This window comes from Aeromonas sp. s8 (assembly GCF_040907785.1).
Classification (GTDB): Bacteria; Pseudomonadota; Gammaproteobacteria; order Enterobacterales; family Aeromonadaceae; genus Aeromonas; species Aeromonas veronii.
Genome location: NZ_JBFOCL010000040.1, coordinates 43,181 through 55,775, shown reverse-complemented (window position 1 = coordinate 55,775; position 12,595 = coordinate 43,181). Strand labels below are relative to the sequence as shown.

General features: G+C 60.3%; 12 protein-coding genes and 2 tRNA genes. 5 read left to right on the top strand and 9 right to left on the bottom strand.

What is annotated here, in order from left to right; genetic code table 11:
* Window positions 1-128 precede the first annotated feature (128 nt).
* Window positions 129-1,514, bottom strand: a complete 1,386-nt coding sequence (locus AB5Y86_RS13050; protein ID WP_005338217.1) for an ATP-binding protein — start codon at window positions 1,512-1,514, stop codon at window positions 129-131.
* A complete protein-coding gene (locus AB5Y86_RS13045) occupies window positions 1,514-2,188 on the bottom strand; it encodes a response regulator transcription factor (protein WP_041201856.1) in 675 nt (224 codons plus the stop codon). Before AB5Y86_RS13045 ends, AB5Y86_RS13050 begins: the two co-directional genes overlap by 1 nt.
* 199 nt (window positions 2,189-2,387) lie before the next feature.
* Between AB5Y86_RS13045 and AB5Y86_RS13040 the strand changes: the two genes are divergently transcribed.
* A complete protein-coding gene (locus AB5Y86_RS13040; RefSeq protein ID WP_323874783.1) occupies window positions 2,388-3,068 on the top strand; it encodes a polymer-forming cytoskeletal protein in 681 nt (226 codons plus the stop codon).
* An 87-nt stretch (window positions 3,069-3,155) separates the two neighbouring features.
* On the opposite strand, the gene AB5Y86_RS13035 is transcribed toward AB5Y86_RS13040, so the two are convergent.
* Both AB5Y86_RS13035 and tsaA read right to left on the bottom strand, forming a co-directional pair.
* Window positions 3,156-3,704 (bottom strand): cytochrome b, encoded by a 549-nt coding sequence (locus tag AB5Y86_RS13035; protein WP_184232455.1) that lies wholly within the window; start codon window positions 3,702-3,704, stop codon window positions 3,156-3,158.
* 288 nt (window positions 3,705-3,992) lie between these two features.
* Window positions 3,993-4,697 (bottom strand): tRNA (N6-threonylcarbamoyladenosine(37)-N6)-methyltransferase TrmO, encoded by a 705-nt coding sequence (gene tsaA, locus AB5Y86_RS13030; RefSeq protein WP_368193018.1) that lies wholly within the window; start codon window positions 4,695-4,697, stop codon window positions 3,993-3,995.
* 213 nt (window positions 4,698-4,910) lie between these two features.
* On the opposite strand from tsaA, the gene AB5Y86_RS13025 reads away from it, so the two are divergent.
* Complete coding sequence (locus tag AB5Y86_RS13025; protein WP_368193017.1) at window positions 4,911-5,909, top strand: NAD-dependent epimerase/dehydratase family protein; 999 nt, start codon at window positions 4,911-4,913, stop codon at window positions 5,907-5,909.
* A 175-nt stretch (window positions 5,910-6,084) separates the two neighbouring features.
* Here the strand turns inward: AB5Y86_RS13025 and AB5Y86_RS13020 are convergent, their stop codons facing one another.
* The 4 genes from AB5Y86_RS13020 to cydD all read right to left on the bottom strand — a co-directional run bounded on the left by AB5Y86_RS13020 (window position 6,085) and on the right by cydD (window position 10,518).
* Window positions 6,085-6,471: a DUF488 family protein gene (locus AB5Y86_RS13020; RefSeq protein ID WP_335818663.1), complete on the bottom strand. Its 387-nt coding sequence runs from the start codon at window positions 6,469-6,471 to the stop codon at window positions 6,085-6,087.
* A gap of 9 nt (window positions 6,472-6,480) precedes the next feature.
* Window positions 6,481-6,852, bottom strand: coding sequence for an Rcs stress response system protein RcsF (rcsF, locus tag AB5Y86_RS13015; protein ID WP_013723982.1), 372 nt, complete (start codon window positions 6,850-6,852; stop codon window positions 6,481-6,483).
* Between the two features lie 173 nt (window positions 6,853-7,025).
* Window positions 7,026-8,756 carry a cysteine/glutathione ABC transporter ATP-binding protein/permease CydC gene (gene cydC, locus AB5Y86_RS13010; RefSeq protein WP_368193016.1) on the bottom strand — a complete coding sequence of 577 codons (1,731 nt, stop codon included), beginning with the start codon at window positions 8,754-8,756 and terminating at the stop codon, window positions 7,026-7,028.
* A complete protein-coding gene (cydD, locus tag AB5Y86_RS13005; protein ID WP_368193015.1) occupies window positions 8,749-10,518 on the bottom strand; it encodes a cysteine/glutathione ABC transporter permease/ATP-binding protein CydD in 1,770 nt (589 codons plus the stop codon). Before cydD ends, cydC begins: the two co-directional genes overlap by 8 nt.
* Before the next feature lie 201 nt (window positions 10,519-10,719).
* Here cydD and AB5Y86_RS13000 point away from each other — a divergent pair.
* Window positions 10,720-10,793 (top strand) — tRNA-Gly (locus tag AB5Y86_RS13000).
* A 15-nt stretch (window positions 10,794-10,808) separates the two neighbouring features.
* Window positions 10,809-10,883: transfer RNA gene (locus AB5Y86_RS12995), tRNA-Gly, on the top strand.
* A 161-nt stretch (window positions 10,884-11,044) separates the two neighbouring features.
* Here the strand turns inward: AB5Y86_RS12995 and arcA are convergent.
* Window positions 11,045-11,764 (bottom strand): two-component system response regulator ArcA, encoded by a 720-nt coding sequence (gene arcA / locus AB5Y86_RS12990; RefSeq protein ID WP_005338193.1) that lies wholly within the window; start codon window positions 11,762-11,764, stop codon window positions 11,045-11,047.
* A gap of 396 nt (window positions 11,765-12,160) precedes the next feature.
* On the opposite strand from arcA, the gene AB5Y86_RS12985 reads away from it, so the two are divergent.
* Entirely contained in the window at window positions 12,161-12,568 is a 408-nt protein-coding gene (locus tag AB5Y86_RS12985; RefSeq protein WP_368193014.1) for a DUF3293 domain-containing protein, read from the top strand.
* Window positions 12,569-12,595 lie beyond the last annotated feature (27 nt).

Here is a 12,595-nt window from a genome sequence, read left to right as displayed (position 1 = left end):
GGAATGATAGATGGGGGATTGTTCTTGCGAGCCCGCAATGTGTTTTTGTTTGCCCTACCACAAGGCCCCCTAGGTTGGGGGCCTTGTGGTAGGGCCATCACTGGCGAGGCTGAGCAGGGCAATGCCGATCAGGGCAAGTCCAGGGTAAAGCGGGCGCCGCCGAGGGGGGATTCATCGACCCGGATCTGGCCGCCATAGCTGTGGACGATTTCGGTCACCACTGCCAGACCTATGCCCTGACCGGGTGAACTGTCTGCCCGCACGCCGCGCTGGAAGATCTGCTCCGATTTGGCCGGGTCAATACCCGGGCCATCATCTTCCACTTCGATACGCAGCCGCTCGAGATGGCGACGCACCGTCACCTTCACTTCGCTGATGGCAAACTTGCAGGCATTGTCGAGCAGGTTACCCATCAGCTCCATCAGGTCGCCCTGTTCGCCGTGGAAGAGGGCGTCATCATCGAACTTGAAGTGGGTTTGCAGCTTCTTGTGGCGATAGACCTTGGTCAGGCTGGCCAGCAGTTTTTCAATCAGCGGCACCGGCTCGGTGCCCTTGCTGGCAAGGCGCTGGCGGCCGGTCACGGCCCGTCTGAGCTGATACTGGATCATCTGATCCATGGTGAGGATCTGCTCATTGATGTTGTCGTGGATCTCCCGCCCCAGCTTCACTTCGCGGGTGGTGATCTGGATCAGCGCCAGCCGGGTTTTCAGGCTGTGGGCGAGATCGTTGAGGGCGTGCTGGTAGCGCTGGGTCTGCTGGCGTTCGTTCTCCAGCAACTGGTTGATGGAGTCGGTCAGCGGGGCCAGCTCCCGCTCAAAATCGCTCGAGAGGTCATCGCGCTTGCCGGCCCGAATATCGTCGATCTGACGGGCGATGGTGCGCAGGGAGCTGAGGCTCCAGAAGGTGGTGAGCAGCAGCAGCCCGGCCAGCAGCATATAGGCGAGCAGTGCCTGTTTGGCGGTCTGGTAGAGGTAGGTGCGGGACTCTTCGTGGTAGCGTTTGGCCGAGTCGATCATCACCACGTAGTAGGCGGTGGTGCCGCTGCCGGGATTGCGGATAAACCGCAGGCTGTAGACGAAGTAGCTCTCGCCGTTCTTGATGGTGTGCTTCTTGAAGAAGTAGTCGAGATCCATCCCCCCCAGATACTTCATCAGATCGCCGCAGATGGTCTGTTTGGCCTTGATCACCTCCGGCATATGGAGGCTTGACCAGACCAGATCGCCATCGGCGCGGCAGATCAGGGTATCGAGGTTGCGATCCCCCGCACCACGGGATATCCGCCCCAGCTCGACGTTTGACCCCTTGTCATCCGGCTCGGTGGAGGAAAACAGCTTGGCCAGGTTCTCCTGCATCCGGGCGCTGGCCTTCTGGGTCTGCTCCTCGACGTGACCAAGATAGAGGGCGTAGACGGCAAACCCCATGATCAGCGCGATGACCAGCAGCGAGCTGAGCAGCAGTTTGATGTGCAGTGAGCTGCGGATCATCTTGATGGGGCGCGGCAGATGAAACTGCATCAGTTACAGGAGAGGTTGAAGATATAACCCTGACGCCGGATGGTGGAGATGGGTTGAATCGTCCCCTCCGGATCCAGCTTCTTGCGCAGGCGGCTCACCATCACCTCGATGGTGTTGGGGTCCCCCTCGCCGTCACCGTAGAGCTGGTCGAGCAGTTGCTGCTTGGAGACCACCTGACGGGCGTTGCGCATCAGGTACTCCAGAATGAGGTATTCAAAGCTGGTGAGCACCGCCACTTCTCCGGCGATAGTCAGCTCCTTGCGGGAGAGATCCAGCTCGTAATCACCGGCTTTCACCCTGGGCGAGATAAAGCCGGCGCTGCGGCGCACCAGCGCATTGAGTCGGGCCAGCAGCTCATCTTTCTGGAACGGTTTGACCAGATAGTCATCAGCACCCGCTTCCAGTCCTTCGACCTTGTCCTGCCAGTTGCCACGGGCGGTCAGCACAATGATGGGGAAAGGGATCTGCCGTTCACGCAGTTGCCGGATCAGTTGCAGGCCGTCCATATCGGGCAGACCGAGGTCGATGATGGCCACATCAATGGGATAGTCGGCGGCGTAGTGCAGTGCAATCCCGGCCTGGTCGGTGCTGTAGACCTGATTGTCGGCTTCGGTCAGCAGAGAGGAGAGGTGGTGATTGAGCAGCTTGTCGTCTTCGACCAACAGAATTTTCATGATGTGAGCGGTCATAGGGATCCAGGCTGTCAATTAGAAAGTGTATGTCGCTTCGAGTCAATTCGAATCCTAATGCATCCCGGCTGTATCGGGACTGAATCAGCGGGACTTCAGAGTTCGCGCCAACTGGTCGTTTAACCATGGTCCGGGTTGTCGATGGCCTGCTGGTCGGCAGCCATGTTGCGAAAGGTTTGGTGTGATGAGAGAGATGGCCGGGAGGCTGCTGGCGCGACTGCAACAGCGTGAGCGCAGCGACCTCCTCTATATTGTCTGGCTCTGCTGGGGGGCAGCCTTGCTGCTCTACGTGCTGGGGTCGCCCTGTTTTCTGTGGCCAGTGGCGCCGATGCCGTTGGTTCTGCTTGTGTGGTTGGTGGAGAGAGTACGGATGTTTGGAAGAAACAAAGGTGGTGCGGCTACTGGGTCGGCCGGGGCCACCGTGATTGCAGCCGGTGCCCGCTTCAAGGGCGAGTTGCAGGTGGAGGGGGATCTGGAGGTGCGCGGTCAGATCAATGGCACCATCCAGCTCATCGGTGGTGTGCTGCGCATCATGCAGGGCGGTAGCGTTGAGGGAGAGGTGAGTGCGCCCCACGTGATCATCAATGGTCTGCTGGAAGGCACCTGTACCTCTGCCGAGGTGGAGATCCTGGAGAGCGGCAAGATGCAGGGGATCTTCAAGGGTGGCAGCCTCTCCATCTGCAAGGGCGGCAACTTTGTTGGTCAGTCCCAGCCCACCGTGGCCGGCAAGGCCGATCCTGTGTTGCAAGCCTTGTCTGAAAACAGTTCGTCCGGGAGTAAGCAGCCAGAGAACAAGAACAATGTGAAGAAGCTGCCGCACGAGCCGAAAGGCAAGGTGACCGAGGAGCTGGCCAAGCAGGCGTGATGCCATTTGCCAGCGGTGCAGATGACGGTTGTTCAGGAAAACAGAGAGGGGGCCATAACGGCCCCCTCTGCGTTTATCTGTCACCCGTTAGCTGCGGCGCGGCGGCAGCATATTGGTGAGGGTGTTGTCTTTGAGAATATGGTGGTGATAGAGGGCCGCCACCGTGTGCAGGCCGATCAGGGCGTAACCGATATTGCCCAGCGTCTCGTGCACCTCCTTGATCAGTCCCTTGAGATCCGGACTGGGGGAGAGCAGAGCAGGCAGCTCAAGCCCGAAGAAGGGGACGGGCTTGCCTGCGGCGCTGAGCAGCAGCCAGCCAAACAGCGGGGTCAGAATAAGAAAACCGTAGAGGGCGAGGTGGGCCAGTTTTGCCAGCTTGTGCATGATCGGGGAGAGCTCGGGCACGATACGCGGTGTCGGGCTCATCCAGCGCAGGGCCAGTCTGACAAAGACCAGGGCGAAGATGAGCAGCCCCAGCATAAAGTGCCACTCTTTCATCAGGTCCCTGCCAGGGTCCCCTTTGGGGAATATATCGCGAAATTCGATCAGGGCGTAGACGGCGACCATGGCCCACAGGGTCAGCCAGTGCAGCCCGATATTCAGGGTGCCATAACGTTGTTCACTGTTCATCAGCATAGGTTTGTTCCTTCGAAGTGCTGTCACATCCGTGTGGCATCCCCGCACTCAAACGTGTCGGGGCGAGGCCAGATCCTTTGACGGCAACAGCCGGACTACCATGTTTGCCATACATCGATAGCCTGTCGTTGGCCTCAGTCAGAGAGGAGATGCCCTCTGTTGTCTGCATGGTATCACTGGCAACCGGGTGGATAGTCTGATCAATGCCACACAATTTACAGGCTCATTAAGCCCCTTGTGACGTGAAGAAGGCGTGAAATAGCATCCGTGATGTCGGCCCGCCCAGGTTCAAGCGGGCTCGATGGCCACTACCAGACACGCGGGTTCGTTGATGCGAAAACGGACGTTGCAGTCAAACAGCCGCACCCCGTACTCCTTCTCATCGGGCTTGCCCTTCTTGTAGGCGGGGCGCGGATCTTGCGCCAGCACTTCACTCACCAGCTGGCGCAGCTCGGGATGGGCCTTGAGCCAGGGTTGCAACTGCTGCTCGGCCTCGACACTGAAGCTCACCGCTAGCGGCGGGGTGGGCGCGTCGGGGGCAAAACCACCACGGGCATCCGGCAGGCTGTCGGCATAGGGAATATAAGGCTTGATATCGACGATGGGGGTGCCATCGAGCAGATCCACCGCCCCCAGCTCTAGCCACAGCTTGCCCCGCTCACGGCCGATCCCGTGCAGCTCGACCACCGAGAGCCCTAGCGGATTGGGGCGGAAGGTGGAGCGAGTGGCAAAGACGCCGACCCGCTCGTTGCCGCCAAGGCGCGGCGGGCGCACCGTCGGGTGCCAGCCCTGCGCCATGGTCTGGTGAAAGACGAAGCTGAGCCACAGATGGGAGAACTGCTCGATGCCGCGCAGCACATCCGGCTGATCGTAAGGGGGGAGCAGCTCGAGGCGGGCACGGGCCGATTTGACCAGTCCGGGCTGGCGGGGGATGGCGAACTTCTCCTTGTAGGGAGAGCGGATGATCCCGAGGGTGTCAATTTCGAACTTCATGGCGGATCCTGACTGAAAACCCCGGCAATTTAGCACAGGCGGCCCCAAAACGCAGGCTTGGCCTCACTACGCCCTTTTTTGCGGCGCTGCCGTGATCCCTGTCCCATCCAGGCCAGTCGGGGGCTGTGCCATACCGTCAAGTTGCGTAGGGTGGAGGCAACTGGTGTGTCAGGATGAAATGTGCGCACTCGCGCCGAAGGGGGAGGGAGAGGGATGAAACTGCTGATTATCGGTGGCACCGGCTTTTTGGGGCGCCACCTCACCGCGCTGGCGCTGGATTGGGGCCATGAAGTGACGCTGTTCAACCGCGGTCTGCACCAGCATCCGGACTGGCGCGATCTGGTGCAGCTCACCGGCGACAGGGACAAGAGCCTGAGCGCCCTGCAAGGGGCCGGGTTGCAGTGGGATCTCGTCATCGATACCTGCTGCTATCGCCCCGAGCAGGCGGCGAGCCTCTCGGCGGCCTTGCTAGGGTGCTGCGCGCGGCTCATCTTTATCTCCACCATCAGCGTCTATCGCGATTTCTCACTGCCCGGGATGGATGAGTCTGCGCCGTTGCACCCTATCCCCGAAGGGGAAATGCCCACTGACTATGGTCCCCTCAAGGTGTTGTGCGAGCAGGAGTATCGTGCTCGCTGGGGCGAGCGGCTTTGCATCCTGCGCCCGGGCGTGCTGTGCGGCCCCCATGATCCCACCGGTCGCATGGCCTGGTGGATTAAGCGGGTACAGCAGGGCGGGCCCTGGTTGCTGCCGGGCAGTGGCGAGGATCGCTTGCAGTATCTCGATGTGCGCGACTGCGCCGAGTTTGTGTTGCGCGCGGCCGAGCAGCAGTTGGGGGGCACATTCAACCTGCTCAAACCCGGTATTACCTTGAGTGACTGGCTGGAGCGGCTGAGCGCCCGGTTGCAGCCCACTCGCCCCATCCAGCCCGAGTGGCTGCCCTGGCCCACCCTGATGGCGGCCGGTATCGAGCCCTGGCAGAGCTATCCCATCCTCTTGCCCTGCGCGCAGGCGGAATTTGCCGGTTACGGCTCTATAAGCGCCGAGGCGGCCATCGTTAAGGGATTGAACTTTCGGCCGCTGGAGGAGACCGCCGCCGACCTTGCCCACTGGCTGGCCATCGAGCCTGCCGCCGGGGTGGCGGCGAATGCCATGACTCAGGCCGAGGAGACTTCGCTACGGCAGCAGTTGCTGGAGCCCAGTCTGCAATAGGAGAGGGGGCATCGAGCCGCTGCTGCCGAGCGTGGCGCGGCAGGTGTGAATACAACGAGAGAGGGCATCCCGCGGGATGCCCTCTCTGTCTATCCAATGTCTGATGGTTGCCGAATAAAGGCTGACGCGATTCCCCATCCCATCCCATCCCATCCCATCGCTGTCGCTCACCGAGTTAGCGGATGGCGGCCCCCGCGGCTACCAGCAGCTCTTTCAAAATGGTGCGATGGCAGCGGGACTCCTGCTCGCAGTAGCAACCCACCGACAGATTGGTGGTGTGGGAGAGGGCGGCCAGCAGCACCAGATCATGCCTGGCGGCAGGTTGCGCCATCTCGGCCTTGTACTGTTTGCCAAACGCCGCCCATTGGGCGGGTGTCTCGGCTGCCTGCCCCAGCTTCATGGTCTCGCTGCTGGGGGCCAGATTGGGGAACCAGACATCGTACCAATGCTGGCTGGCAAATTCGCTCTTGGGTACGCCGCGGGGTGGGCGGCGCACCGTGCCGATCCGCAGCCCCTCATCGGGCAGGCGCGGGCTGCCAAGGCGAACGATAGCGAGGGCCATGACAGCGGGTTACTTCTCTTCGGCCACTTTCAGCGCCTGCCCGTAGCAGATCACCTGTTTCAGGCAGCCCGGGGTGTCGCTGAACTCGGCGCATTTGTCGATGGTGACGCCGTTGCCACCCATGTCGGCTGCGCGGCGGCGGGCCAGGGTGCGCGCTTCACCGGCGTTGGGCACCGGCTGGTTGGCATCGGCCTGGCAGGATTCACCCTCGATGGTGCCGAGGTAGAGGTAGTTGAGGTCAGCCAGCTCATCCTGTTCATAGATGCGCACGCTACCGGGTTTGAAGTATTCGTCGAAGTTCTCTTTATCCAGATTGCTGTTGAAGGCGTAGTTGGCACAGCCGGAGGCAATCAGGGGCATCATCAGGATCAGGCGTTTCATCGTCTCGTATCTTGTGTCGGTGATGAGGACAGTAGAAATGCGCAGGCGCTCCATGTCGGCATCTTGTTGAATAATGAGGGGGACATTATAGGGGCCAGCCGCCTGCGGCGACCAGCCCCGTTTTACGCCCGGTTGTCGGGGTGTGACCCCATCAGCCTGATATCAGCCTGATATCAAACAGGAGCCAGTCGCTGATAGAGGCTGCGGTAGTAATCATCCCCCAGCAGCTCGTTGTGAGGGGCGCACAGGCGGATCTGTCCCTCTTCCATCAGGGCAATCCGGTCCATCTGCTCCATCCCCAGCAGGCGGTGGGAGATGAGCAGCAAGGTGCGATCAGCCCCGAGCCGGAACAGCAGATCCATGATCTCCCGCTCGGTCTGGCTGTCGAGCCCTTCGGTCGGCTCATCGAGTAGCCAGAGCGGCGCATCGTGCAGCAGAGCGCGGGCAATGCCGATACGGCGACGCTCGCCACCGGAGAGGGGGCGGCCGCCGTCACCGAGCCAGGCGTCGAGGCCCGCCTTATCTTCCAGCAGATTGGCCAGCCCGACCTGGGTCAGCACCGCAATCAGCTGCTCGTCAGTGGCGGTCGGGGCGGCCAGTTTGAGGTTGCCCCGCAAGGTATCGGCAAACAGATGTACCCGCTGGCTCACCACCGAGATGGAGGCGCGCAGCGCACCTTCGCTGTAGTCGGTGAGCGGCTTGCCACCCAGCAGGATCTTGCCAGCCTGCGGGCTCCACTCCCGGGTAAGCAGCCCCATCAGGGTCGATTTGCCGCAGCCGGTCTGGCCCAGCAGGGCCAGCTTCTCACCGGCGTGCAGTTGCAGGGTGCAGCCACGCAGCACCGGTTGGGGGTTGCCGGGGTAGCCAAAATAGAGGTCATTGATCTGCAGCGCGCCAGCGGTGGCGTGGGTCTGCTCGTCGCCCCACACGGGGGCTTTGGCCTCTTGCAGGATCTCGTTCAGGCGGCGTGCCGAGGTAAGGCTGGTGGAGAGGTGCTGGAAAGCACCCGCCAGCGGCATCAGTGCCTCGAAGCTTGCCAAGGTGGCAAAGACCATCAACGCGGTTATGGGGTCGGGCGCAGCGCCCGCCACCCCATGACCGGCCAGCCAGAGCATCAGGGTCAGGGTCCAGCCGCTCAGCAGTTGCACCGAGAAGTTGGCCAGCCCGCTCACCTTGGCCATCCGGGCCTGCGCGGCAAGCAGCGCCTGTTCGGCTTGTTGCAGCTCAACCAGCGCCTTGGGGGCGGCGGCAAACATCTGCAGCTCGGCCTGACCATCCAGATAGTCCACCATCCGGGTACGCAGGGTCGATTTTTCGGCAATCAGCGCCTGACCGGGGCGACGGCCGAGGAAGTAGAACACCAGCGGCAGGGCAATCATGCCAAACAGCAGAATGGCCCCCAGGGTGAGGGCGAGGCGACTGTCGAAAAACGACAGGAAGAAGACCAGTCCGGCGGTGCTGAGCAGAGCCGCGCCTATGGGGGTGATCAGCCGCAGATAGACGTGATCCATCGCATCGATGTCGGCCACCAGCCGGTTGAGCAGATCCGCCTGACGGAAACCGGCCAGGGTACCGGTGGAGAGCGGCGAGAGTTTCTGCCAGAACCAGACCCGCAGTCGGGTCAATACCCGGAAGGTGGCGTCGTGGCTTACGACCCGCTCACCCCAGCGACCGGCGGTACGGACGATGGAGAAGAAGCGCACCCCGCCTGCAGGGGTCATGTAGTTAAAGGCATGGGTCGTCGCAACTGTCATCCCCGCCACGGCGGCGGCGGAGAGGAACCAGCCGGAGAGGGAGAGCAGCCCCATGCCGGCGGCCAGGGTCACCAGTGCCAGCAGCAAACCAATGGTGAGGCTGAGCCAGTGTTGGCGATAGAGGCGCAGAAACGGCAACAGATCACTCATCGAGAGAACCTCCGGAACGTTGGGAGAGCAGGCGGGCAAAAGGCCCATCCGCCTGACTCAATTGTTGGAAGCTGCCTTGCTCCACCAGCTGGCCGTGGGCCAGCACCATTATCTTGTCCATCTTGGTAAGCTGGTCGAGGCGGTGGGTGATCATCAGCAGGGTCTGGCCAGCCATCGCCTGCTCGAGGGTGGTCATGATGGCGCGCTCGGAGTGGCGATCCAGACTGGCGGTCGGCTCATCGAGCACCATCAGCTGGGTTGATTTGAGCAGGGTTCGCGCCAGGGCAAGGCGTTGGGCCTGACCAACCGAGAGGCCGCCTGCCTGATCGCCGACCGGATAGTCGAGCCCCTTCTCCATGGCAAATTCCCACGCCTGCGCCCGTTTCAGGGCATCTTCCAGCTCGGCATCGCTGGCCGTTGGCTTGGCCAGCAGCAGGTTATCGCGCAAGGAGGCGTGGAACAGCTGCGGGTTTTGCGAGAGCCAGCCCAGTTGCAGGCGCCACTGGCTCATGTCGAGGGTGGCAAGCTCCTGTCCGTTGACCTTGAGCTCGCCACGATAGGGGGCAAAGCCGAGCAGGGCGTTGACCAGCGAGCTTTTGCCTGCGCCGCTGACGCCGATGAGGGCGGTGCGCGAACCGGCTTCCAAAGTGAAGTCGATGGGGCCGACCAGCACCTTGCCTTCGGCGCTCAGCACTTCAAGCCCTTTGGCTTCTACCTTGACCGGGCTGTCGGCATGGAAGGGCGCCGTGCCTGCGGCCGGTTCGCTCACCTCGGCTTCGAGGAATTCAAGCAGCTGCTCGGCAGCGCCGATAGCCTGCGCTTTGGCGTGGTAGTGGGCACCCAGTTCCCGCAGCGGGGCGTAGAACTCGGGGGCGAGAAACAGCACGAACAGGCCGGTAAAGAGGGTGACCTTGACCCCATAGCTACCAAAGTTCAGATGGTCGATATAAGAGAAGCCGAAGTAGACGGCAACCAGCGCTACCGAGATGGCGGCGAAGAACTCCAGCACGGCGGTGCTCAAAAACGCCAAGCGCAGCACTTCCATGGTGCGCTCGCGAAAATCTTCCGAGGCGTCGCGAATAGCGTCACCTTCTGCCTGGGTACGCATAAAGAGTTGCAGCGTGCGCAGCCCTTTCAGCCGATCGAGGAAGTGGCCGGAGAGACGGGCCAGCGCCTGAAAATTGCGGCGGTTGGCATCGGCGGCGCCCACACCGACCAAGATCATAAAGATGGGGATGAGGGGCGCCGTGCCCAGCAGGATAAGGCCCGCAGCCCAGTTGACCGGGAACACGGCCACCAGAATGACCACCGGAATAAAGACGGCGATGGCCATCTGCGGCAGATAGCGGGAGAAGAAATCCTGCATATTTTCAATCTGTTCCAGCAGCAGGCTGGCCCAGCTACCGGCCGGACGGCGCTGGATATAAGCAGGGCCGAGACGGCTCAAGCGAGTGAGCACCAGCTGGCGGATGGTCTGGCGTACTGCACTGCCTGCCTTGAAGCTGGCCACTTCGCGGCCATAGGCCAGAGCGGCCTTGCCAAGCGTCACCAGCAGCAGGGTAATAAAGAGTGTGATGGATTGCTCAGGCGTTGAGCCTTCGATGATAAAGCCGTGCAACAGGGTCGCCAGCAGCCAGGCTTGCGCCACCATCAGAATGCCCTGGCCAAGGCCAAAAACGATGGATATCGTGATCCAGCGGCGACCGTGACTCGATTGCTTGCGCAACCAGCCATAGAGACGTTTTTGCGTTTTTTTATCCATTACCACCATCCTCGCGTCGAGTGGCGCAAGACTATCCTTGCCGTTTGGCCTTGGCAACCTTGTAAATTATCTGTGTTGAAAATGTTTGATTGAAAAAGCAACCGTCTGTTCAATCCTTGTCCGAACAGATTGATTTATTGAAAAAAGTGGCAAAGGCGCCATTGCGCTCGGCGGCAAAATGCATATAGTAGGAGCCCTGACGCGGGTGTAGTTCAATGGTAGAACGGTAGCTTCCCAAGCTGCATACGTGGGTTCGATTCCCATCACCCGCTCCAAATTTCAGATGCCAGGCGGGCATCGTATAATGGCTATTACCTCAGCCTTCCAAGCTGATGATGCGGGTTCGATTCCCGCTGCCCGCTCCAGCTTCAAAGCGAAAAGCCCACTCCTGCGAGTGGGCTTTTTGTTTTTCATCTATCTTGTGCGCCGTTCGACGTCACGCTTACCGTTTCTCAGCTTTAAGGCAAACCGCAGAGACAGAAAAGGCGCCCGAGGCGCCTTTTCAGATCAACAGCGTAGCGGGAGCTTATTCCTGCTCCAGCTCACCACAGAAACGGTAGCCTTCGCCGTGGATGGTGGCGATGATCTCCGGAGTATCGTTGACGCTTTCGAAGTGCTTGCGAATGCGACGGATGGTCACATCGACGGTACGGTCATGCGGCTTGAGCTCACGGCCGGTCATCTTCTTCAGCAGCTCGGCACGGGTCTGGATCTGGCCCGGGTTTTCGCAGAAGTGCAGCATGGCGCGGAACTCGGAGCGCGGCAGCTTGAACATGTCGCCAGTCGGGCTGACCAGTGCGCGGCTGTTGATATCCAGCGCCCAGCCGTTGAAGAGGTAGCGCTCAACCAGCTTCTTCTCTTCGCCACCGGCAGCCACGTTCATGGTGCGGCTCAGCAGGTTGCGGGCACGGATAGTCAGCTCGCGCGGGTTGAACGGCTTGGTGATGTAATCATCGGCGCCGATCTCCAGACCCAGGATCTTGTCCACTTCGTTGTCACGACCGGTCAGGAACATCAGGGCGATGTTGTCGTTCTCACGCAGCTCACGGGCCAGCAGCAGGCCGTTCTTGCCCGGCAGGTTGATGTCCATGATCACCAGATTGATGGTGTGGGAAGTGAGGGCCTGGTGCATCTCGTCGCCGTTGTTGGCTTCGAGCACGATGTAGCCTTCGGCTTCAAAAATGCTTTTCAGGGTATTGCGTGTGACCAGCTCGTCTTCGACGATCAGAATGTGTGGTGTTTGCATGAGTATTCCCAGATTCTTATCAGTTAATTATCTTAAATTTAACACTCTTTGGCGTTTCAAACCGATTTCCTGACTGATCCTGAAAATTTATTACGTCATCCTGGGTATGAGAGTCAGGTCGGAATATCGCGAATTAGGCATCAGTACCGGCAAGTATCCCTGTGCCACTTATAGGTTCCCGACAAGTCTGGTCGAGCAGAGCCTGGAAAGGTCGTCCATTACGAAAGTGGCCGCATTTTATCAGTTAACAGGAGCATAACAACACTCTTTGCCGTCAGATAGCAACTTTTTAACTCTGATTTGATATAGGTCAAACCCTGGTACAGCAGCATCATACTTGGCCTGAACCGGGTTTTCGCCCCTACAAAATGTAATGGAATGTAACATGTGATTGACATGAATTTGTGGGAAAACTACAAGAAAATCTGCTTTATCGCGCCATTTGAGCCACCAGATTGGTCTGCCTTTGCCATCATCACAGCCTGGAATCCGGCCAGCCAGTGGGTCACAGAACGACGCAATATGCGGCGGGAACGGGCGATGTGGCGCCATCTGACCGTGGATTTGCAGGTGTCAGTGGCGGGGCCGTTTTGGGGATCTGACCCGGACGAACGCTGGCAGGAGTCATCGCTGGCGGTGGCGCTATCCCTGCCACAAGCCCGTCAGCTGGCAGCGCGTTTTGGCCAGAATGCTCTCTACTGGGTGGAGGATGGCCAGCTCTGGTTGACACCAGTATTGACGGATAAATCAGCAGTTTATCTGGGCAATATTGAATCCTTCTGGATTGCCAGAAACCTTGCCTGATGAAAGAATGAACACCTTCATGTATCT

Coding starts and splice junctions, on each gene's coding strand:
- AB5Y86_RS13050 (WP_005338217.1), bottom strand. CDS start 1,514: ATGCAGTTTCATCTGCCGCGCCCCATCAAGATGATCCGCAGCTCACTG.
- AB5Y86_RS13045 (WP_041201856.1), bottom strand. CDS start 2,188: ATGAAAATTCTGTTGGTCGAAGACGACAAGCTGCTCAATCACCACCTC.
- AB5Y86_RS13040 (WP_323874783.1), top strand. CDS start 2,388: ATGAGAGAGATGGCCGGGAGGCTGCTGGCGCGACTGCAACAGCGTGAG.
- AB5Y86_RS13035 (WP_184232455.1), bottom strand. CDS start 3,704: ATGCTGATGAACAGTGAACAACGTTATGGCACCCTGAATATCGGGCTG.
- tsaA (WP_368193018.1), bottom strand. CDS start 4,697: ATGAAGTTCGAAATTGACACCCTCGGGATCATCCGCTCTCCCTACAAG.
- AB5Y86_RS13025 (WP_368193017.1), top strand. CDS start 4,911: ATGAAACTGCTGATTATCGGTGGCACCGGCTTTTTGGGGCGCCACCTC.
- AB5Y86_RS13020 (WP_335818663.1), bottom strand. CDS start 6,471: ATGGCCCTCGCTATCGTTCGCCTTGGCAGCCCGCGCCTGCCCGATGAG.
- rcsF (WP_013723982.1), bottom strand. CDS start 6,852: ATGAAACGCCTGATCCTGATGATGCCCCTGATTGCCTCCGGCTGTGCC.
- cydC (WP_368193016.1), bottom strand. CDS start 8,756: ATGAGTGATCTGTTGCCGTTTCTGCGCCTCTATCGCCAACACTGGCTC.
- cydD (WP_368193015.1), bottom strand. CDS start 10,518: ATGGATAAAAAAACGCAAAAACGTCTCTATGGCTGGTTGCGCAAGCAA.
- arcA (WP_005338193.1), bottom strand. CDS start 11,764: ATGCAAACACCACACATTCTGATCGTCGAAGACGAGCTGGTCACACGC.
- AB5Y86_RS12985 (WP_368193014.1), top strand. CDS start 12,161: ATGAATTTGTGGGAAAACTACAAGAAAATCTGCTTTATCGCGCCATTT.